Consider the following 21,029-nt stretch of genomic DNA (forward strand, 5'->3'; position numbering starts at 1 on the left):
AATCATGAAAAAACCTTTTCTATCGCTGGATGGAAAAGGTTTTTTTATATGTTGTACTCTCTTTGTTTAGTAGTCCGCTACCGCATGATGCAGGCTTTCCAGTAATGCCAGCGATTGGGTGTGCAGTCCGCGGAACAAGGTTTTGTCTTCTACAGACCAGGGTTTGCCCTGGCAGTAGTCCCACCAGCGGTAGCCAATCTTACTCCAGTCGTTGGTGATCCCAGGTTCTACAGGCTTTTCGTAGTATTGATAAAATTGTGCGGTATATTTGTTGGGCGTAACTACTATATCGATTATAAATTTTAACCAGTAATAATGTCCATCATCGCTGGTAGTAACGCGGAAACTTCCGGTACCTTGAAGGTATTCGCTGCTGCTGATCTTCAGCGTTTCATTGGCTTCAGGAAAGCTATCATGTAACCATCGTGCGGCACGTGCCGCAATACTGTCTGCGGAAAGACCAGGCACTGTATCATTTTTTTCATACCATACCAGGTTGTTTTTCATAGGAATAGGTACAGGCGGCGCTTCTTTTTGCGCGCGTACTAACAGCGGTGCCAGCACCAGCAGTAGCAAAGTGAGTTTTTTCATGTTGTAAACTGTTTTTAGGAAACATATGCTTCCCTTACAAGGGCCGTGGTAGCTGGCGCCGGCTGTGAGGGTAGAAACTGGCAGACAAGATAATCGTTTTTCACAATTTTTGATAGGCGATAAATATTCCTTACGCGCATTGTTTTATCCATTGTAGGTCGCCGTTGCGACTGTTACATTTGTCGGGAGCAGTATATTAACGCTACCGTCCCTTCTGCTTAAAATATCAGTATATGGCCACCGCAAATCAAACCATTGAGAACAAGAAGACTGGTGAAAAAATCACCTGGCTGGAAACTGCCAGCGATACCGAAGGAAAGCGACTGGTATATTTGTTTGAAGTAAACCCGCGTGGCCGATGGCCTTGGGTGCATGCACACGAAAAGCAAATGAAAACATTGGAAGTGTCTAAAGGATTTGTCACGGTAAGTCATGGCAAAAGCGCCTCCATCCTCACGGCCGGAGAGCGTATCGTTATCCCAAAAGGGGTACCCCACCAGTGGAGCAATACCTCTCACGATACGCCGGCGGTAATGACCGTTACCATTGAACCAGCCTTGAACACGGAAGTTTTCCTGGAGCAATATTATGGTCTCAGTAATGATAATAAAACCAATGAAAACGGCGAACCAGGATTTTTCCAGATTATGATTATGATAAATGAATACAAGATATATACAGAAGGTCCGCCACTACTGCTGCAAAAGCTAATGGGATGGGCTTTTGGCGGACTGGGGCGTTTATTGGGGTATAAGAAATATTATCCTCAATATCGCTAGTTCCTGCATCAGCAACCGGTAGTTTTCTGATTACTCAAGCCTTCAATCCTGCGATCAGGTTCACGGTGAGTGCTACTACAAAGGTATTCAGCCCAAACGCCAGCAGTCCGTGCAGCAGCGCCAGCCGCCTGATTTTGCGCGAACTGATCTCTACATCTGATACCTGGAAAGTCATGCCGATCACGAAGGCGAAGTAGGCGAAGTCCAGGTAATCCGGTTTCTTCTCTGAAGGAAATTCAAGCCCTTCCGCGTGTTTGTGCGGATCATCTTCCGCATCGTCATAATATAAATGGGCATAATGAAAGGTAAAGGTGGTATGTACAATGATCCAGGCCCCGAACATACCCGCCACAGCGGCAATGATGTAGGTAACTTCCTGCGCGCCTGCCTGTGATTTATTTAAGATAAGCAGGGCCACCATGATCATACTTGCAAAGGAGGAGAACAGCACTACTAAGAATACGTAGGCATTACCCCCATCCTCGCGCCGCGCAAATTCCCGGATCTTCGGCGTAGACCGGGTGGCAATCACCAGCCAGGCCAGGATGATCAGGGTGTAGGAAAAGGCATCCCAAAACAGCATGCCACGCAGCAACAGATGTAGCCGGCTGGCCGGCAAACAAAAAAATACAACGAGTCCCACCACAAGGCTAATGACCATACGATGCGTAGGCTCTAACCGCAGGAAAATATTTTCCGATCTGAGTTTCTGGTATTCGGCGTCCATACCCGTTAAGATAGGGATTAAAATGCAATTTCGCCGCCCTTCCCATGCAGCTGCACCCCTTGCTATCCTGGTACTAAAACGTTTTCTTGCCGTAAATCCTGCGAAAAAGTTGGCCTCACTGGGCTTTGGGAGGAAAATTTTAGAAAAAAAATAACGGAATATTTACCAATTTCATGCGCTAACGGAATAACGTACGCTTATGAACTATTTTACTAACAAACCTGCCATGCCAGCACCTGTGGCATGGCAGTATTTACCATCTTTTTTTATGTTTCGTGCTACACTCATTTTATTAGTTTCGCTTAGCCTGGTGCTAAGTGTTCATGGGCAGCAGCAGCCCCGTTTTCACGCCATAGCGATTTACGAGAATGGCGGCCACCATGTGGAATATTCCAAAGCTGCCCGCGTGTGGCTCGACAAACTTGCTGCCGATAGTAACTTTTCCATCGATTATATCCAGCACATTGAGGATGTAGACAGCGCTTTCCTTCACAAATACCAATTGTTCATTCAACTGGATTATGTACCCTATGCCTGGACGGAAAAGGCGCAGGCTGCATTTAAACACTATATAGAAGAGGGCCAGGGCGGTTGGATAGGCTTTCACCACGCTTCACTACTCGGTGATTTCGATGGCTATAAAATGTGGCCCTGGTTTCATGACTTTATCGGCGGCGTGGTGTTTAAAGATTACATCGCCACCTTTGCCTCTGCTACTGTACATGTGGAAAATAAAAAACACCCGGTGATGAAAAATGTACCGGATAGTTTCGTCATACAAAAAGATGAATGGTATACCTACGATCAAAGCCCACGTCCCCGTGTAAAGGTACTGGCCAATGTAGATGAAAATAGCTATCAGCCAGCCACCACCATAAAAATGGGCGATCATCCTGTAATTTGGAGCAATCCTACCGTAAAGGCGCGTAATGTGTACATTTTTATGGGCCACGATCCAGCACTGTTCCAAAACACGGCCTATACCACCCTGTTCCGCAACGCTATTTTCTGGGCGGCAAAAAATAAGAAGTTATGATTAAAAGAGGGGGCTGCCTAATATTGCTGCTGTTATTGGTGCAGCTTGCATTTGGCCAGCAGCCGGCATTTAAAGCCATTGCTTTTTATTCCACTACGGTGGAAGGTGATCATGTAGACTTTGCGCACGACATTATTCCCTTCTATCAAAAGCTGGCAAAAGAAAAGGGCTTCGTCTTTGATACAACCAGTGATTGGAGTAAGACTAATGATGAAGTGCTGAAACAATACCAAGTCGTGGTCTGGATCAATGAGTTCGTACAAAACGAGCCACAGCGCCGGGCCTTTGAGCGTTTTATAAACAGGGGAGGGGCCTGGCTGGGCTTTCACGTAGCAGCTTACAACGATAAATACACGCAATGGCCCTGGTATGTACAATTTCTTGGTGGTGGCGTTTTTTACAGCAATAACTGGCCGCCCCTGCGGGCCAAAATGATCGTAGACGATAACACCCACCCGGTTACCCAGGGCATGCCCAAAGCCTACACAGCACCCATCAACGAATGGTACCAGTGGCGCCCCAGCCCACGGGCAAACAAACTGGTGAAGGTGCTGGTAACCCTCGATCCATCGAATTACCCTATCGGTAAAAAAGACATCATGCGCCAGGGGGATATTCCTGTGGTATGGACTAATACACAATATAAGATGGTGTATTTTAACATGGGGCACGGAGACCAGGTACTTACAGACAGCCTGCAAAATAACATGTTCACTAACGCCTTGTTATGGCTAGGGGGCGCAAAAAAGTAATACATACAATTAACATAAAAGAAAGCGATTGCCTCCCAGCAACCGCTTTCTTTTATGAATTTTATACATCGTCATTACTTACTACTGAATGGTGCTACCTATCAGCTACCTTGCACAGATTACCAGTGAAGTGTACAACGCCTACAACCTTTCAATCACTCCAGCAATACCTTGGCCGCCACCTACACAGGCGGTTACAATGCCATATTTTTTATGGAGCCTTTTCAGGTCGCTGAGAATTTGCACGGTGAGTTTGGCACCAGTGCAGCCCAGTGGATGGCCCAGGGATATAGCGCCCCCATTAATGTTGGCAATATCGGGATTAATGCCTAGTTCGCGCAGCACGGCGAGCGACTGTGAGGCAAAAGCTTCGTTCAGTTCCACGAGGTCTATATCCTGTAAGGTAAGTCCGGTTTGTTTCAGCACTTTGGGAACGGCTGCTACAGGACCTATGCCCATAATGCGCGGGTGAACGCCTACTGAAGTACATCCTACCAGGCGGCCAATGGGTGTTACGTTCAGTTCCTTTACCATTGCTTCTGACATGACCAGCACAAAGGCTGCCCCATCGGACGTTTGGGAAGAATTGCCGGCAGTTATGCTACCGCCTGCGGCGAATACAGGTTTCAGCCTGGCCAGCGCTTCCAATGAAGTATCTGCGCGGGGACCTTCGTCGGTGTCTACCACATAATTTCGTTTGGCCTTTTTACCATTGGGATCTACATAAGTTTCTTCCACGGTGATGGGCAAAATACCTTCCTTGAAATAGCCGTTCTCAATAGCATGCAGCGCCTTTTGGTGAGATTTCAGCGAAAACGCGTCCTGGTCTTCCCGGGACACTTTATACTCGCGGGCCACAGCTTCGGCAGTAAGTCCCATGTTCAGGTAGTAATCTGGCGTAGTGGAGGCTACAGTATAGTTAGGTACTGTTTTCCAACCTGCTACGGGTACGAGACTCATACTTTCTGTGCCGCCTGCAATAATGCAGTCTGCCTGCCCAGCCTGAATCTTAGCCGTGGCAATGGCAATAGATTCGAGCCCGGATGCGCAGTAGCGGTTCACCGTAACGCCCGGTACTTCAATGCCCAGCGCGCGCACAGATATCATCCGGCCAATCTGCAAGCCTTGTTCGGCTTCGGGTACGGCGTTACCTACAATAAGGTCATCTACCCGGCTGGGATCCAGTTGTGGTACGGATTTCAGAAGGCCAGTGATCACATCTACGGCCAGGTCATCTGAACGGTAAAAGCGGAACCCGCCGCGCTTGGATTTTGTTACCGCTGTACGATAACCGGCGACTATATATGCTGCTTGCATGGGTTAAAATTTATAATTGGTATGGTGATAAATTTACGGTAAAAAGGAATACGAAATGGCATAGTCAGCAGCCCGGCCCAAAGTCTCCTGTTTACGCTCCACTGCACGATTATCCTGTCAGGAAGTAGGATCCAAGTACAGCGCCGCTATGTCATCCGGTTTAATATTGAGCAGCGTGTGTCCTTGCTTGTCTGTAAGGTGAAAAGCATTTTTATTGATTGATCGCCGCGCAAAACCGGGTATGGCTTGTTTAGTTTTAAGCACAATAAAATAGAATTTATTTTCCTCGAAGTCTGCTAAAGGCAGCAGGTTATAGGTGGCTCCTAACGTAATGTAGCGCCCTGGCTGGAAAGCCTGTTCGTCCTCCACCACCATTTCACTTTCGGTGGATGATTCTGCCGCCATTTCATAGGTTGGAAAAGTAATGGAGCCTGTGTCGGGTTTGTAGGTAGTGATGGCAAAAAGGAAATGGTAACCCTTTTGTTTCAGAAAAGCAGCAGCTTTGGATGTTAGTTTTCTCGGGTCTACGACTACAATGATTTTATTAAACTCATTGCAAGCCTCCAGGTCAATGCCAAACCGGTTTTTGGTGCCAAAGTAAATACGGGCTGTTAATTTATCGCGGCCTTTTCGCAATGCATTGCTAAGCGTGTTTTGGGAAATTGGACGGGTTCCTTTTTTAACGATCTCTATTCCGAAATTAGTTTGGTTGTTCGCGCATGCGGTAATGATATAATCCAGCATTTGTCCGTGTGGGGATAGTGACGTGTCAGATGCTTCAGCTTTTTTCATAATTATTGGGTAAATACGAACCGCCGTTTCCAAAAAAAATATCGGAAAAGTGATATTTTTCGGAAACCTTTCCGTACCTTTATTTTGTTGTTAAAAAATTGATTTTCAATTGATAGTGATGAAGCTAAATTGATAATTTAGTTAAGATATCAAGAAGATTTTATTGGCATCGAAAAGCCATTTTGCTATAAGCATGGGGTGCCCTGATAAAATTATGCCGGGGATAATGGCCTGTGCCGGTAGTAAATGGATAGAAATCCTTATTATCTATAACACATGTGCATGTATGCGTTATAATGCCGGTAAAGAAGGGAAGTGTACCGCAGTCTATAAACAAGTAAGACCACTTGTACGCATAATAGCCCCGGTAAAGATTACCAGGGCGAATTATATGTTGGGCTTACTAAATGGGAGGTCAGCAGCAAATGCGGGCTTGCACTCATTGGCATAACCGGAGAAAAAAATAAATAAATAAGACAGTTGGTCTATCATATTTCTTTTCATCGTTGAATAGTTAATAGGGTTGAACGAGTTAAGAATAGCAAAGGCAAGCGCTTAATGTTCTGGTAAAACATGAAGCAGGGCTTGCTTTTGCGTTTTCTCAAAAGTAGTAAAAGTATGAACAAATAACAAAAAGCGATCCCTTCAAATTGTTGTTAAATAAGTATTTATAAATAATTTATTAAAGTGATATTTTAAATATCGTCATGATAATTTTGAGAATGTTTTGATTCAATTTTTATCATTTTGTTACGCCAGTTATCTTTAAAAACTTTTTCCTCAGCATCTTTCCTGCCACCACCTTACTCCTTCATTTTTAACGGTAGAACCGCCCTATGCGCCATCCAATAATTTAATTCTATTAGATTAAAGTTTTTATTAATTTGCTATCAGAAAAACCAGGATGTTCCGGGCATGAGCCGGTTGCCACCTTATTATATCGACCAATTAATTAACCGTATCGCCCTATGGATCGTAGAGCTTTTCTAAAGCTGTCCCCAGAAAAACAGCCACTACAGCAGACTCCGCCTGTACCACAAAGTGCCGCTCCCGCAGCCATCCCACAAGCACGCGTGGCAGGAGGTATTGCGCCATATGCTGGCATATGGACGGCAGACCAAGTTACCCATCTGCTGAAGCGTACCATGTTTGGCGCCACCCGGGCAGACATCGATTACTTTAAAGGACTAACCATGAGCGCTGCCGTGGACCTGCTTTTAAACAGCAGTTCGCCTTACGTTGCACCCACGCCGCCTATCAATAATTACGGTACCGATCCTACCGGCATCGCTGAAGGCGCCGTATGGGTACATTCCACCCAACCAGTAGCGGGCGACGAGGCCGATACGGTAAATGATAGCCGCAATAAGTCATGGAAGGCATGGTGGTTTGGCCTCATGGTAAACCAGTCGCGCAGCCTCAATGAAAAAATGACGCTCTTCTGGCACAATCACTTTGTGACCGAAGTGCAAACCGTGAAAGATGGGCGCCTGGCCTGGCTTACTAATGAAACCCTGCGCAAAAATGCGCTGGGCAATTTTAAAGACCTTACTAAAGCCATCACTTTAGATCCGGGTATGCTGGTATATTTGAATGGATACCTGAACTCTAAGGAAGCCGCTGATGAAAATTACGCCCGCGAATTACAGGAGCTATTCACCGTAGGTAAAGGCCCGGACTCTAAATATACAGAAGATGATGTGCGCGCCACCGCCCGCGTACTTACCGGATACCGCGTAAATTTTGATACCTGTACCACCTATTTCCAAACCACGGAACACGATACGGAGAACAAACAATTCTCCGATTTTTACAGCAGTAAGATCATCTCTGGGCAAACCGGCCCCCTTGGCCAAAATGAGCTGGATGCCTTGCTGGATATTATTTTCGCACAGGTGGAATGCGCCAAGTTTATTTGCCGCAAGTTGTATCGCTTCTTCGTTTATTACACGATAGACGCCGCCACAGAAACCAATGTGATCACGCCGCTGGCCAATCTTTTCATCACAAATAATTTTGAAATTAAGCCCGTACTCAGCGCACTTTTCAAAAGCGAACATTTTTTTGATCCGGGCAATATGTCCTGTCTCATTAAAAGCCCGATCGATTTCGTAGTGGGCATGTGCCGGGAATTTAATATCCAATTTCCCGCCACCAGCGATTATGGAAATCTCTACAGTGCCTGGGACGTACTGCGCGATCAGGCGGCCACAATGCTGCAAGACATTGGCTCGCCCCCGCTGGTGGCCGGCTGGGCAGCCTACTACCAGGAGCCTCAGTACCACGAGATCTGGATTAATAACGATACTTTGCCCAAACGCAATAAACTAAGCGATACGCTGATGGTCAGTAAGTTTAATGGTCTGAGTATAGACCCATTGGCATTTGCAGCCGCCCAATCCAATCCCGGCGACCCTACCCAGCTCATAGAAGATTCATTGGAAGTATTGTTTCGCATGCCGGTATCGGACGATACCAAAACTTTCCTGCGCAACAACTACCTCCTGGGCGGACAAACAAATCTCGCTTACTGGACCAACGCCTGGACGGCCTACGTGGGCAATCCCAATGATGCCATGGCAAAGAAAACTGTGTATGATAAACTACAGGCCCTGTACAAAGGCCTGATGGACCTCTCAGAATACCAATTATCCTAACCTCCTGTTACTGAAAAACCGATGAAAAGAAGAGACTTCCTCAAAAATTCAGTTGCCGCCACGGTGTTGCCAGCATTCATCAATGGCTTTTCTATCAAGGCTTTTGGAAATTCTCCCCTGCTCAATGCCATGCGCAATGCAGCGGATAATGACCACGTGCTGGTGATGATACAACTGGTAGGCGGTAACGATGGCCTGAATATGGTAGTGCCGCTAGACCAGTATGCCGGTTACGTGGCGGCCCGTTCCAATATTGCCATCCCGGAGGGTAAGGTGCTGAAGTTGAACAACAATACAAAAACCGGCCTGCACCCTTCTATGACGGGCTTGCAGCAATTATACAATGAAGAAAAAGCTTGCGTGGTGCAGAGTGTGGGCTATCCTGATCCCAACTACTCCCACTTCCGTGCTACGGATATATGGGTAAGTGGTTCGGACGCCGATGTTATTGAAACTACCGGCTGGAGTGGCCGTTACCTGGACTACAAATACCCCAACTATCCGGTAAACTATCCTTCTGACGAAATGCCCGATCCGCTGGCTATTCAGATTGGTTCTATCGTATCGCCCGCCTTTCAGGGGCCAAGTACCAATATGGGCATTGCTATTTCCACCGCTACCGATTTTTATAACCTGGTAGCAGGGGTGCAAGATCCGGTACCGGATACTTATGCCGGTAAAGAACTTAAATACATCCGACTGATAGCCAGCCAGGCCGATCACTTTTCTACCGTGATTAAAAAAGCCGCATTGGCCGCACCCACACAAGGCGATTACCCGGATAACGGCCTGGCCGCCCAGTTAAAAATAGTGGCCCGCCTGGTGGCCGGTGGTCTCAAAACAAAGATGTACATGGTGAGCATAGGCGGGTTCGATACCCACGCCAGCCAGACCGAAGGCGATACCACTACCGGCCAGCATGCAAAGTTGCTGGGCGACATTTCCAGCGCCGTGAAAGCCTTCATGGACGACCTGAAAAAAATGAACATATCCCATCGTGTAGCAGGCATGACGTTCTCCGAATTTGGCCGCCGTATTAAATCGAATGGTAGTATGGGTACAGACCATGGCGCTGCTGCCCCCATGATCATTTTCGGGGATTATGTAAACCAGGGCGTGCTGGGCCATACCCCGCCCATGCCTTCCACGGCCACGGTGAGTGATAATATTCCCATGCAGTACGATTTCCGCTCGGTATATGCTTCCCTGCTGGAACAATGGTTCTGCGTGCCGGATACGGATATTCAAAAATTATTGTTCCGGGATTACCAAAGCCTGCCCCTGATCAGTGGGGTGGCCTGCGGCACCATCACCGGTATTCCGCAGGTGAACGCTGAAGGCGAACACATGATCACCAACTACCCGAACCCCTTCACGGAAAAAACAACGCTCACCTACAAAACAAAGGGCGGCTACACGTTGATCCAGGTATTCGACACCATGGGCCGCCTGGTGGCAGTACCGGTGCAGGGCAACCAGCCTGCAGGCCAGTACAGCGCTACGTTTGATGGCTCCCACCTGGCAAATGGTATTTACTACGCCCGTTTGCAGAACGGCCCGGTGCAAGAGGTGAAACCCATGCTCAAAGTAAAAGGATAACCCTTAAACTATAAGTATTACAGCAATGGTGCTTGCTTACAAGATGCCTTTGCGGTAGGGCCTGCAAATTATGCAACGTAAAAGGCTGTAATTTTTTTTATAAAATACAACAATGTTGCAATTAACTCGATATCTTCGGCCCCGGTGAAAACTTGCAGGCTTCATAAAATACTGGCCATATGGCTGCTGGGCGTATTTGTTATAAACATTACGCCCCGAGAGTTTATTCACCTGTTCAGCGGTCACGAAGACACCCACGACATCGTGACGGAAGGCCTGGCCTTTAGTCCCCAACACCAACATTGCGGTTTTCTAAACATCGGCGTGCCACCTTATGAAGCCGCCGTATTTCAATACTATCCCCTGGTCGTTGCCATCGACTGGCAATTCATGGTAACCCCGCTGCTGCCTTATGCTGGCGTAGCTCCTGTCTTCATTGCCCTACGCGGGCCTCCCACTTACTGCGCATAATTCATTTACCGTACTTTTTTAATAGCACTGCCATTGCTTTGCAAGGGTGCTTTATGTTTACTATTTTAATTCAAGATATGTTTTTACAACGTATAGTCGTTGCAGTTATACTGTGCGCCAATGTCGCCGTTGCTTACGCCACCAACGATGCCAATTCTTTAAGTGGCACCGTTGCCGATGCAGCTAATCATCAGCCCCTCATTGGCGCCACCGTTTATTTTCCCGACCTGCACAGCGGTGCTTCCGCCGATGCCAATGGTCATTTCGTGATCAATCATTTGCCCCAGGGCACTTATACCGTGGAAGTTAGTTCTATCGGGTATGCAGCCTTTACGGCCAGCATTCGTATTAAAGGCGCTACGTTGCATGATTTTGAGCTTCACGAAACGCTGATTGAGAAAAATGAAGTGGTAGTAACCGGAGTAAATATGGCCACCTCCACCCGCAAAAGCCCCGTGCCGCTTAGTGTAGTGCGTAAGGAATACCTGGACGAAAATGTATCGACCAATATCGTGGATGCCATTGCAAAGCTACCCGGTGTAAGCCAGCTTACCACCGGACCGGCTATTTCCAAACCATACATCCGTGGCCTGGGCTACAACCGCGTGGTGGTGGTGTCTGACGATATACGCCAGGAAGGCCAGCAGTGGGGCGATGAGCATGGCATTGAAGTAGATGATTACAACGTAAGCCGCGTGGAAGTACTGAAAGGCCCCGCCTCTTTGCTCTATGGCTCCGACGCGCTGGCGGGTGTGGTGAATATCATTGGGCCGCCGCCTGTTCCGGCAGGCACTATCAAAGGTAATGTGGAAGCCAATTACCAGACTAATAGCGGCCTGGTAGGTTATCATGCCAACATTGCCGGCAACGCCCATGGCTTTAGCTGGAGCGCCTACGGCACACAGAAGTTTTCGCACGATTACAACAATAAATACGACGGCCCGGTGTTCGGCTCGCGTTTTAATAACACGAACTACGGCGCCAGCATAGGACTTAATAAAAACTGGGGCTTCAGCCGGCTTACCTTTTCTTCCTTTAACCAGCACCTGGGCATAGTGGAAGGGGAGCGCGACAGCCTGGGGCGTTTTACTAAAGTGGTGAACGTAAATGGCCAGGAAGAAGACCAGGCCGTTACCGCGCACGACGGGAAAGATTACAGCATGACCTTGCCCAAACAACAAATAAATCATGAGAAACTGGTGTGGGATAATAGTTTTTTCCTTCCTAACGGCGGGCGCCTGGGCCTTACATTGGGCTACCAGCTAAACCAGCGCCGCGAGTTTGGCGACGTACTAAATCCAGGCCAGCCGGGCCTGTACCTGCACCTGCGTACGCTGAACTATGCACTGAAATACTTCCTGCCCGAAACCCATGGTTGGCAAACCTCTGTAGGTATTAACGGCATGCAGCAGCGCAATGAGAACAAAGGCATAGAATTTCTGATCCCGGACTATAATCTGTTCGACATAGGCGGCTTCCTTGTGACCCGCAAAACCTTTGAGAAGCTAACGCTGAGCGGGGGCGTACGTTTTGATGCCCGTTCCATAAATGCACCTTCACTGTATTTAAATGAACAGGGTCTACCGGCAGCAGCGGGCGATCAGAAATTTACTGCATTCCATAAAAACTTTTCCAATGTGTCTGCCAGCGTGGGGCTTAGCTACCAGGCTTCCAACGCCTGGACGCTGAAAGCGAATGCAGCCCGTGGTTTCCGAGCACCCAATATTGCAGAGCTTTCATCAAACGGCGTTCACGAAGGCACCATTAAATATGAATTCGGTAATACCAGCCTAAAACCCGAAGTAAGCACCCAAGGTGATGTGGGCGCAGCGTTTAATTCCGAACATGTATCCGTAACCGGCAATGTATTTTATAATCACATCAACAACTTCATCTTCTCCCGCAAACTGGCCAGCGCACAAGGGGGCGACTCCATTCCGGTGCAGGACAATGAAGAGGGGTATGCGGCTTTTAAATACCAGCAAACCACCGCCAACTTATATGGCGGCGAATTACTGTTGGATATTCACCCACACCCGGTAGACTGGCTGCATTTCGAGAACACTCTTTCCTTTGTGAAGGGCATTACCGCGCATGGCGCTGACTCTACCCGCTACCTGCCCAATATACCGGCAACGCACTGGCTGTCTGAACTGAAAGGAAAATTTAAACGTAGCGGCAAAGGAGTGCAGCAATTGTATGCCAGTGTGCAGATGGATATGAACTTTGCCCAAAACGATATTTTTAGCGCTTATGAAACGGAAACGGCCACGCCAGCATATACCCTGGTGAATGCCACACTGGGCGCGGATTTTATGACAGCTCATAAGAAAAAGGTTTTATGCTCTCTGCACCTGGGAGTTAATAATCTGGCAGATGTAGCTTACCAAAATCACCTGAGCCGCCTGAAATATGCAGCTGAAAATGTAGTAACGGGCCGTGTAGGTGTGTACAACATGGGCCGTAATTTTAGCGTGAAACTGGTAGTACCCATTGATTTTAAATAATTAAAGTCGTGGCTGCCAGGATTTCACAAATGTTAAGTTATTGTGAAAGCAGGATATTCCTTAAGCAGGATGCCAAAGTAAATAAAGTTGAAAGGCTGGCAGGGTGTGGGTTTCGGGGCAGGGAGACATTTATGTGAAAATTTTCCGGCAATCATCTTCGGGATAAATGATAATGTTTTTTGTAGCTTCGCATCACAATTAGGCGTTATATCTATGTGTTTATATGACGCAGATCATAGAACGCTGTCCCTTGCTGGTTTTCCTCTTCAAAAATTTTGTCTGACCGAAAGGTTCAGATTTTGGTTGAAAAAGAAAAGGGGCTGTGTTTACAGCCCCTAATTCATTATACGAAATTCAATTATTTACTTTCCAATTTTTCTACTATATCCTCATCGTAATACACGAAAAAGTAGAGGTAAATGGTGCGGGAGATGCGCATGAGCCAAGGCTGGAAAATGACCAGCAGAATGCCATTTATGATAAGCCAAATAAAAATACTGTTATCGCGCCAGGTAATGCCCTTAAGCACAGCGTAGGCCGTGAGGGTAGCTACAGAAAAGGCCACAGACAAGGCATAACTTACATAGCCGGTGCCAAACCAAAAGCCTGTTTCCAATTCAAATTTTTGGTTACAAACCGGGCAGCGCTCATACATGTCGAAAATGCGGGAAACGCGCCAGTGAAAAAAGATGCTTTCTTTATACATGTGGCCCCGGCGGCAGCGGGGACACTTCATCTGCAGCATGCTGAGAAAATAATTCGGACGTTTTGTTGTGGGCATCAAAAATTGTATTAGGTATTACGACAATATGCGGCGGATAGTGCAAAGATAACATAATAAAATAGGGAAGCAGTAGATGTTAGGATAAATGTAAAGAAGACCTCTTGTTGGGCCTTCTTTACATTTATCCTATTTACCTGATATATAGTGCTTAATAAAATTTATTACGGCCTACTTTCTATTCGCTGTGCCTTCGGATTTGCGTTCCCCGATCTGCTGGCGCCACATGGCATAATACAAACCTTTTTCTGACAGCAAGGTTTGATGACTCCCCGTTTCTATGATGCGGCCTTTTTCCAACACATAGATACGGTCTGCGTGCAAAATGGTAGACAGGCGGTGCGCTATCATTACGGTAATGAGCTGGCCGCCTTCAATAATATGTTTTACGGTGTTGGTGATTTCTTCTTCCGTAATAGAATCTAACGCGGAGGTAGCTTCGTCGAATACCAGCAGGCGCGGATGGCGCAACAGGGAGCGGGCAATGGACAGGCGCTGTTTTTCACCACCGGATATCTTCATGCCGCCCTCGCCGATCACCGTATCCAGGCCATTGTCGCCCCGCAACAGCAGGTTCTGGCAGGCGGCTTTTTGCAGTACTTCCATAATATCTTCATCAGTAGCACGCGGGTTCACATACAATAGGTTTTCGCGGATGCTTCCGGAAAATAACTGAGTGTCCTGCGTTACGAAACCAATCTGATGGCGCAGCTCTTCCATATCTATATTCGTACTGTCGTTACCGTTATAGAAAATTTTTCCCTCCATTGGATTGTACAGGCCCACGAGTAGTTTAACAAGCGATGTTTTGCCGGAGCCGGAAGGGCCTACGAAGGCAATGGTTTCGCCGGTTTTTACCTCGAAGTTAATATTGTCCAGCGCCTTGGTGGAGGCGGTGAGGTGCTGGAAGTTTACATTCTTGAATTGCAGCTCCCGGAGATGGTGAATTTTTACCGGGTGTTCTGGCATTTTCTCCACCGGCATATTAAGTAACTGCTGAAAATTGATCAGCGATACCTGCGCTTCACGATAGGAAAGGATGATATTGCCCAATTCCTGTAAAGGCCCGAAAATGAAGAAGGAATACAATTGCAGGGTAATAAGCTGGCCAATGGCCATATTCTTTTGGAAGATAAGGTATATCATGACAAACAGGAGGCCTTGCCGCAAGGCGTTCACAAAAGTACCTTGCACAAAACTGATGCTGCGGATGCTGCGCACTTTCTTCAGTTCCAGCATCAGTATTTTGATGGTGGTAGTGTTAAGGCGGCGGATTTCCTGATGGGTAAGGCCCAGGCTTTTTACCAATTCAATATTGCGCAATGATTCCGTGGTGGCGCCTGCCAGCATGGTGGTTTCTTTGACGATGGTTTTCTGAATTACCTTGATCTTGCGGCTTAGCAGGTTAGTAAGTACGCCCAGGATCAGGCAACCCAGGAAAAAGGTCAAAGTGAGCCATCCGGAAATGAACAGGGTGTAGGTCGTCACGAATACGACGCCGATGACGGAAGTAAACAATACGTTGAAAAAGTTAGTGATGAATTTTTCTGAATCTGTCCTTACTTTTTGGAGTACGGCCAGTGTTTCCCCACTGCGCTGGTCTTCAAATCGCTGGTAGGGCAGGCGGAGGGAATGTTTAATGCCGTCTGAATACACCTGGGCGCCAAAGCGCTGTATAATTACATTCACAAAATAGTCCTGGAAAGCCTTGGCGATGCGGGATATCATGGCTACTGCCACCGCGGCCAGCAGTAGCACACCTGCGCCAGTAAGGTATTCCCCTAAGCCACGGGCCGGGCCGGTCGTCACTTTAAGGCTGGCATTAGGCCTTGAAAAAATGTTCAGCAGGCTGAAGGGGGTGCTGTAATGCGGGTGCGAAGCATATTGATCGATTAAGTTCCCGAAAATCAATGGATCCAGGAGCGAGAAAATCTGGTTGATGGACGCCAGCAGCATAGCTAGCACAATCAGCCACTTATAGTTTCTGAGATAGTGTATGAATAATTTCATGTGGTTGGTTGAATTACAGGTACGCGAAGATAGTGCAAATCATAACCCCCCGCAGGCGGCCTACGCTATCAATTGAAGAAGCAAGTTAGAAAGGAATTGGAAAATGCTAAGATAATTAGTAACTTCGGGGAGATCATAAATTACTTACCGCCATGTATCCAGCAGCGCTCATTGCTTACGCCTTTGTACAAAAAGGGATTGCTGAACGCAATTATATCAGTCAACTGAAATTGCAGAAGATGGTCTATTTCGCGCAGGGTTACCACCTGTCGCAATTTGGCAAACCCCTTATCATAGAAGATATCGAGGCCTGGAAATTTGGCCCCGTAGTGCCAGACATATATATCCAATACAGTGTGTTTGGTCCCAATCCCATCGTAGAAACAGACATACTGGCTTATGATGATAACCTGCGCAACAAACTTAAAACCCTCGACGAGCAGGCCCGGCAAGCCATAGAATACACCTGGGAAGCCACCCGCGACGTTTCTGCCAGAAGGCTTTCAGAATGGACGCACGAGCCAGATAGCCCCTGGCAAAAATATTATTACAATGATAACGGAGGCCGGCGCAAGGTTATCGACAATCACGATATTCAGGAATTTTTCAAGAAATTTTTATCCAAGGATAATTGATGGAGGTCTCTAAAACTCAACCCCCGCAGGAAATTGAAGACCTGCTGAATGCAAAGAACCCTGTACCGGCGGCCCAAGACGCCCATTCGGAAGAGGTAGACTATCTCGAAAACCGGGCCTCAGCCAGCGGGAGCAAAGATGCAGTGGTGAAGAATGCCCGCGATGTATTTACAGAAGAGAAAGATTTTACCTACGATCAGATCAATACCGGTATCCGCCTGGAGTACCTGCGCACCCTTCGACAAAACAATGGAGAACGGAAGAAATATGCCCGCCTGATATTCCTGTTTACCTGCCTGTGGGCAGCCATGATTTTTGTAATCCTGTTTTTAACGGGGTTTAAAAAAGTGATACTTTCCGATACCGTGTTGGTAGCGTTAATTACTACCACTACTGTAAATTTCTTTGGGTTCTTTTTACTGGTCGTGAAATATTTGTTCAACACAGGGGCTATCTCTAACGATGCCACTGCCGAATCAAAAGATTAAAAAAAATTATTCTCCTTCCGGGTTGCCCATGGCCTGGCTTTGCAAGATCAGCTCCCGCGCTTGCAGCAGGTGTTCATAAAACCCGCCAATTCCAATTCCCTTGCTTTTCAATACCGCCAGGTGTCCCTTTACAAACAGGGGCACATCGGAAATTAAAATAGCCTTGTGTAGCCGCAATTCCTTGGGCAGAGCTACCGTATTAAAAAATGCTTCCAATTCTTCCAGGCTCAGGGGCTGTTCTGTACTCATCGCTATTATAAAATTTAACAGCCGCAAAAATAATTAATTATAACCGAACCGGGACTGTAGCATACCTGGACGGATATTTTATTATGATGCTGCTGTTAAATTCCTGCGTTTACCGCGCTACGATTGTTTAGCAACGGAGGCATGGTGCTACCACATTCACCTGGGCCAATTTCTTTTGTGGTTGCAGGTAAGGATGTGTTTTCGCTTGGAATGTTTCTGGTATAATAGCCTTGCCATAATAAATGTGATGCGTTTCCGCACTGCCTGTTCATTAACTGCCCCAGCGTTCCCGGTCCAGCGTCCGGTATTGAATGGCTTCGGCAATATGCCCGGTTTGTATCTCCTGGCTATTGTCCAGGTCTGCAATCGTGCGACTCACTTTTAGAATGCGATCGTATGCCCTGGCAGATAGTTTCAATTTCTCCATGGCATTGCGCAGCAGGGTGCTACAGGTTGTGTCCAGTGTGCAGTGGCGCGCCATGAGGCGACTGGTCATTTGGGCATTGCAATAAATAGCAGCATCGTCGGTGAATCGGGCCTGCTGCAATGAGCGGGCCTGCATAACCCGTGCGCGGATGGTGGCGCTGCTCTCTGTTTCGGCTGGCGTAAGCAGGGCAGTGAAAGGTACAGGCGTTACTTCCACATGCAGGTCTATCCTGTCCAGCAGTGGCCCGGAAATTTTATGGAGGTACTTCCGTACCCCGCCCGGCGGGCAGGTACAGGCTTTTTCGGGATGGTTAAAATACCCGCAGGGGCATGGGTTCATGGAAGCGATCAGCATAAAACCGGCAGGAAAATTTACAGAAATCTTTGCCCGTGAAACAGATACCCGTCTTTCCTCAATGGGCTGCCGCATCACTTCCAATGCCGACCGTTTAAATTCCGGCAATTCATCCAGGAACAATACGCCATTATGTGCCAGGGAAATTTCGCCCGGCTGCGGGTTACTACCACCGCCCACCAGGGCCGTATCACTGATGGTATGATGGGGCGACCGGAAAGGACGGTGGGTAATGAGGGCCATATGTTCCGGTAGCTTTCCGGCCACCGAATGGATTTTCGTAGTTTCCAGCGCTTCCTGCAAACTAAGGGGTGGTAAAATGGTAGGTATACGACGGGCCAGCATGGTTTTACCAGCACCAGGAGGCCCTATCAGCAATGCATTGTGGCCGCCGGCAGCGGCTATTTCTAACGCCCGTTTGATACTGCGCTGCCCCTTTACATCAGAAAAATCCAAGGGGAAATCGGCTTGCGGAGTGAAGGTTTCAACAGGATCTACCTGTACACGGGGAATGGCCTGCGGATCGGAAAAGAAACGCACCACTTCCTGCATACTGCCCGCACCATATACGGCCAGGCCAGCAATCATAGCGGCTTCGCGGGCATTTTGCAAGGGTAGGATCACGCCTTTGTAACCTTCCCGCTGCGCCTGTATAGCCATGGCCAATGCTCCTTTGATGGGACGCAAAGTGCCATCCAAAGAAAGTTCACCCATGATAATATAATCCTGCAAATAGTCGCACGGTAGCTGGCCGGAGGCTGCCAGTATCCCGATGGCAATGGGCAGGTCATAAGCAGAACCTGCCTTGCGGATGTTGGCCGGGGCAAGGTTTACCACAATGCCTTGCCGTGGGAAACGATGGCCCAGGTGATTAATGGCGGAGTAAATGCGAAACTGGCTTTCCTTTACTGCATCGTCGGGCAGGCCTACCAGCAGGAATTTCACAAATTTAATAATGGACACCTCAATTGTAATGGTAATGGCTTCTACGCCCTGAATGGCGCTGCCGTAGGTTTTGATCACCATGGCGGTTAACAAAATTGGAGTTGGGTTTACATCAACAGTGATAGTGAATGTAGGAAAAAAAGTTGGTAAACTTCCAGTATTTGCTATTGGTGGTCTTATCGATCATAATCAAGACACCCAACATTAAAAACCAGTATTTTCAAAAACTAAAATTGGAAGAGGTCCGGTTTGCTGGCGGGGGGGTAATGCTCTGGGTTTCTCGAAGATGCTATATCCCGGATACCTTGGTGTTTGCAGAAATGATAACCGTAAATTGAAGGAATTGAGGTACCTGGATGAGGAAGGGCACACCTCAGCTATAGCAATCGACCGTAAAAACATTTGTAGTTTTATAAGAACAAGGTACAGCCCGTGGAGCATTGGGTTTACATTAGCATTTATAAGTAAATGCTGTAAAAAAGATTGGTAAAGCATGCGGCTTTGTTAACGATGGGCTGCCAATAAAAATATAAAAAGCGTGCTGTTTTTTGCCACCTATTCATCCGTGTAGGTACCCAGCTTAGCCAACAGGTCCAGCACCTTTTCCCGTTTCAGGATGAGGTAGCCCAATTTCTCTTTGGCTATACCGTCGCGCAGTTCGTATGTGAATTGCAAATTATCTTCTATCACATCACTGGCAAAATATTTGAACAGCAGGCGAGCATCGTTTTGAAGGTCTTCGGCAATTTCGTAGAGGTGGGTAGATAAAATATACAGCGAGCTTTTGTTTTCCAGCAGGCCACGGATCACGGCCAGGGAACAGTTTTTGGCGTCTTCTACATTGGTGCCTTTAAACATTTCGTCTATCAACACTAACCAGCGTTTATTGTTACTGATTTGCAGCACTGTTTTTTTGATGCGCTGTACTTCGTTATAAAAATAACTTTCACCTTTAAATATGTTATCCTGCACCTGGATGTTACTTAAGATACCGTCAAAGAAACTAAGCTCCATCTTTTGTGCCGGCACGCCCATGCCCAGGTGAGCCATGAAAACCGCTACACCAATGGCTTTGATGAAGGTGGTTTTGCCCGCCATATTTGCGCCGGTAAGAAAAAGAAAATGGTTTTTGGGGCTTAGTTCAATATCGTAGGCTACAGGATGTGGTATGATCAGGTGATATAATTGCTCGAAATGAACATAGGGTGCCGGTGATGTGACGAAGGTGGGAAATTGCAATTTAAGATGCCGCATGGCCTGCGCCATAGAATAATAAGCATCCAGTTGCTTGTAAAGGTCTGCCAGTTCGCGCAGGGGGCCGGATTGATGTTTACGCACCTGTTTATCAAATTGCAACATTGCTACAATAGATATCTCACCCTGTTGCGATGCATCCAGAATGGCCTGTAAGTCGCGATGGTTCAGCAATTGCTGGGCGCGGGTGAGTATGTTTTTGAGAATGGCCGGTGTTTCTTCCCGCAGGAATACGGCTATAAATTCCTTAAACCCTTGGAGCATATTCACGAGCTGCGCAAAGGAAAATTTAATGAAGCCATAGTTGGGCGCATAAAACGTGCGGAATATATAAGCGCCGGCTATGGCGCTAATGCCGCTGCCAATGCTCATGGGCGCTATTTCAGCATTCAGGTAATTATCGATCACCACCAGCGTACCGTTGGTAATGGTTTGAGGCCAGGCATCTTCCTGGTTCAAGATGTATTGCAGGGCTTCCTGGCGGCGTGCAATAGCCGCAGTATCTGTCAGGGGATTGCTGAACAGCTTGCGTAAATATTCTTTACCGCCAGCAGTGGTCGTGAAGTCTAACCGGTGAAAGAGCGAAAACTCTTCGTCGCGATTAAAGATAGACAGGTCATAGTACGTGGTTTGATCCAGATGCATACGTTGTAAAAGT

General features: G+C 47.4%; 18 protein-coding genes. 9 read left to right on the top strand and 9 right to left on the bottom strand.

What is annotated here, in order from left to right; translation table 11 throughout:
• Nucleotides 1–66 precede the first annotated feature (66 nt).
• The gene (locus tag GA0116948_RS05895; RefSeq protein ID WP_089710053.1) at nucleotides 67–591 is read right to left on the bottom strand and encodes a hypothetical protein; all 525 of its coding nucleotides are present in this window, start codon (nucleotides 589–591) and stop codon (nucleotides 67–69) included.
• Between the two features lie 233 nt (nucleotides 592–824).
• Here GA0116948_RS05895 and GA0116948_RS05900 point away from each other — a divergent pair, with 233 nt between their 5' ends.
• Nucleotides 825–1,370, top strand: a complete 546-nt coding sequence (locus tag GA0116948_RS05900) for a cupin domain-containing protein (RefSeq protein WP_089710055.1) — start codon at nucleotides 825–827, stop codon at nucleotides 1,368–1,370.
• Nucleotides 1,371–1,404: 34 nt separating this feature from the next.
• On the opposite strand, the gene GA0116948_RS05905 is transcribed toward GA0116948_RS05900, so the two are convergent.
• Nucleotides 1,405–2,097 (bottom strand): DUF1345 domain-containing protein, encoded by a 693-nt coding sequence (locus tag GA0116948_RS05905; protein WP_089710057.1) that lies wholly within the window; start codon nucleotides 2,095–2,097, stop codon nucleotides 1,405–1,407.
• A 199-nt stretch (nucleotides 2,098–2,296) separates the two neighbouring features.
• Between GA0116948_RS05905 and GA0116948_RS05910 the strand changes: the two genes are divergently transcribed.
• Nucleotides 2,297–3,133 (top strand): ThuA domain-containing protein, encoded by an 837-nt coding sequence (locus GA0116948_RS05910; protein WP_240619134.1) that lies wholly within the window; start codon nucleotides 2,297–2,299, stop codon nucleotides 3,131–3,133.
• On the top strand, nucleotides 3,130–3,885 hold the full coding sequence (locus GA0116948_RS05915; protein ID WP_089710058.1) for a ThuA domain-containing protein: 756 nt from the start codon (nucleotides 3,130–3,132) through the stop codon (nucleotides 3,883–3,885). Before GA0116948_RS05910 ends, GA0116948_RS05915 begins: the two co-directional genes overlap by 4 nt.
• Before the next feature lie 141 nt (nucleotides 3,886–4,026).
• Here the strand turns inward: GA0116948_RS05915 and GA0116948_RS05920 are convergent, their stop codons facing one another.
• Together GA0116948_RS05920 and GA0116948_RS05925 are read right to left on the bottom strand one after the other, a co-directional pair.
• A complete protein-coding gene (locus tag GA0116948_RS05920; protein WP_089710060.1) occupies nucleotides 4,027–5,202 on the bottom strand; it encodes a thiolase family protein in 1,176 nt (391 codons plus the stop codon).
• 117 nt (nucleotides 5,203–5,319) lie between these two features.
• Nucleotides 5,320–5,994: a hypothetical protein gene (locus tag GA0116948_RS05925; protein WP_089710062.1), complete on the bottom strand. Its 675-nt coding sequence runs from the start codon at nucleotides 5,992–5,994 to the stop codon at nucleotides 5,320–5,322.
• 968 nt (nucleotides 5,995–6,962) lie between these two features.
• On the opposite strand from GA0116948_RS05925, the gene GA0116948_RS05935 reads away from it, so the two are divergent.
• The 4 genes from GA0116948_RS05935 (at nucleotide 6,963) to GA0116948_RS05950 (ending at nucleotide 13,228) form a co-directional block, all read left to right on the top strand.
• Nucleotides 6,963–8,651 carry a DUF1800 domain-containing protein gene (locus GA0116948_RS05935; RefSeq protein WP_089710065.1) on the top strand — a complete coding sequence of 563 codons (1,689 nt, stop codon included), beginning with the start codon at nucleotides 6,963–6,965 and terminating at the stop codon, nucleotides 8,649–8,651.
• A gap of 21 nt (nucleotides 8,652–8,672) precedes the next feature.
• Nucleotides 8,673–10,250, top strand: a complete 1,578-nt coding sequence (locus GA0116948_RS05940; protein ID WP_089710067.1) for a DUF1501 domain-containing protein — start codon at nucleotides 8,673–8,675, stop codon at nucleotides 10,248–10,250.
• A 144-nt stretch (nucleotides 10,251–10,394) separates the two neighbouring features.
• A complete protein-coding gene (locus GA0116948_RS05945) occupies nucleotides 10,395–10,721 on the top strand; it encodes a hypothetical protein (RefSeq protein WP_089710069.1) in 327 nt (108 codons plus the stop codon).
• 77 nt (nucleotides 10,722–10,798) lie between these two features.
• Nucleotides 10,799–13,228 (top strand): TonB-dependent receptor, encoded by a 2,430-nt coding sequence (locus tag GA0116948_RS05950; RefSeq protein ID WP_089710515.1) that lies wholly within the window; start codon nucleotides 10,799–10,801, stop codon nucleotides 13,226–13,228.
• Between the two features lie 358 nt (nucleotides 13,229–13,586).
• Here the strand turns inward: GA0116948_RS05950 and GA0116948_RS05955 are convergent, their stop codons facing one another.
• Together GA0116948_RS05955 and GA0116948_RS05960 are read right to left on the bottom strand one after the other, a co-directional pair.
• Entirely contained in the window at nucleotides 13,587–14,009 is a 423-nt protein-coding gene (locus GA0116948_RS05955; RefSeq protein WP_089710072.1) for a DUF983 domain-containing protein, read from the bottom strand.
• A 171-nt stretch (nucleotides 14,010–14,180) separates the two neighbouring features.
• On the bottom strand, nucleotides 14,181–16,019 hold the full coding sequence (locus tag GA0116948_RS05960) for an ABC transporter ATP-binding protein (RefSeq protein WP_089710074.1): 1,839 nt from the start codon (nucleotides 16,017–16,019) through the stop codon (nucleotides 14,181–14,183).
• 152 nt (nucleotides 16,020–16,171) lie between these two features.
• On the opposite strand from GA0116948_RS05960, the gene GA0116948_RS05965 reads away from it, so the two are divergent.
• Both GA0116948_RS05965 and GA0116948_RS05970 read left to right on the top strand, forming a co-directional pair.
• Nucleotides 16,172–16,654, top strand: coding sequence for a Panacea domain-containing protein (locus tag GA0116948_RS05965; protein ID WP_089710076.1), 483 nt, complete (start codon nucleotides 16,172–16,174; stop codon nucleotides 16,652–16,654).
• Nucleotides 16,654–17,142: a hypothetical protein gene (locus tag GA0116948_RS05970; RefSeq protein ID WP_089710078.1), complete on the top strand. Its 489-nt coding sequence runs from the start codon at nucleotides 16,654–16,656 to the stop codon at nucleotides 17,140–17,142. The genes GA0116948_RS05965 and GA0116948_RS05970 overlap by 1 nt, the downstream gene beginning before the upstream one ends.
• 6 nt (nucleotides 17,143–17,148) lie before the next feature.
• Here the strand turns inward: GA0116948_RS05970 and GA0116948_RS05975 are convergent, their stop codons facing one another.
• From GA0116948_RS05975 to GA0116948_RS05985, 3 genes are all read right to left on the bottom strand, one after another.
• Nucleotides 17,149–17,391, bottom strand: coding sequence for a DUF6965 family protein (locus GA0116948_RS05975; RefSeq protein ID WP_089710080.1), 243 nt, complete (start codon nucleotides 17,389–17,391; stop codon nucleotides 17,149–17,151).
• Nucleotides 17,392–17,662: 271 nt separating this feature from the next.
• The gene (locus tag GA0116948_RS05980; RefSeq protein ID WP_240619133.1) at nucleotides 17,663–19,210 is read right to left on the bottom strand and encodes a YifB family Mg chelatase-like AAA ATPase; all 1,548 of its coding nucleotides are present in this window, start codon (nucleotides 19,208–19,210) and stop codon (nucleotides 17,663–17,665) included.
• A 462-nt stretch (nucleotides 19,211–19,672) separates the two neighbouring features.
• Nucleotides 19,673–21,016, bottom strand: a complete 1,344-nt coding sequence (locus GA0116948_RS05985; RefSeq protein ID WP_089710085.1) for a MutS-related protein — start codon at nucleotides 21,014–21,016, stop codon at nucleotides 19,673–19,675.
• Nucleotides 21,017–21,029 lie beyond the last annotated feature (13 nt).

The sequence above is a fragment of the Chitinophaga costaii genome, assembly GCF_900094705.1.
Classification (GTDB): domain Bacteria; phylum Bacteroidota; class Bacteroidia; order Chitinophagales; family Chitinophagaceae; genus Chitinophaga; species Chitinophaga costaii.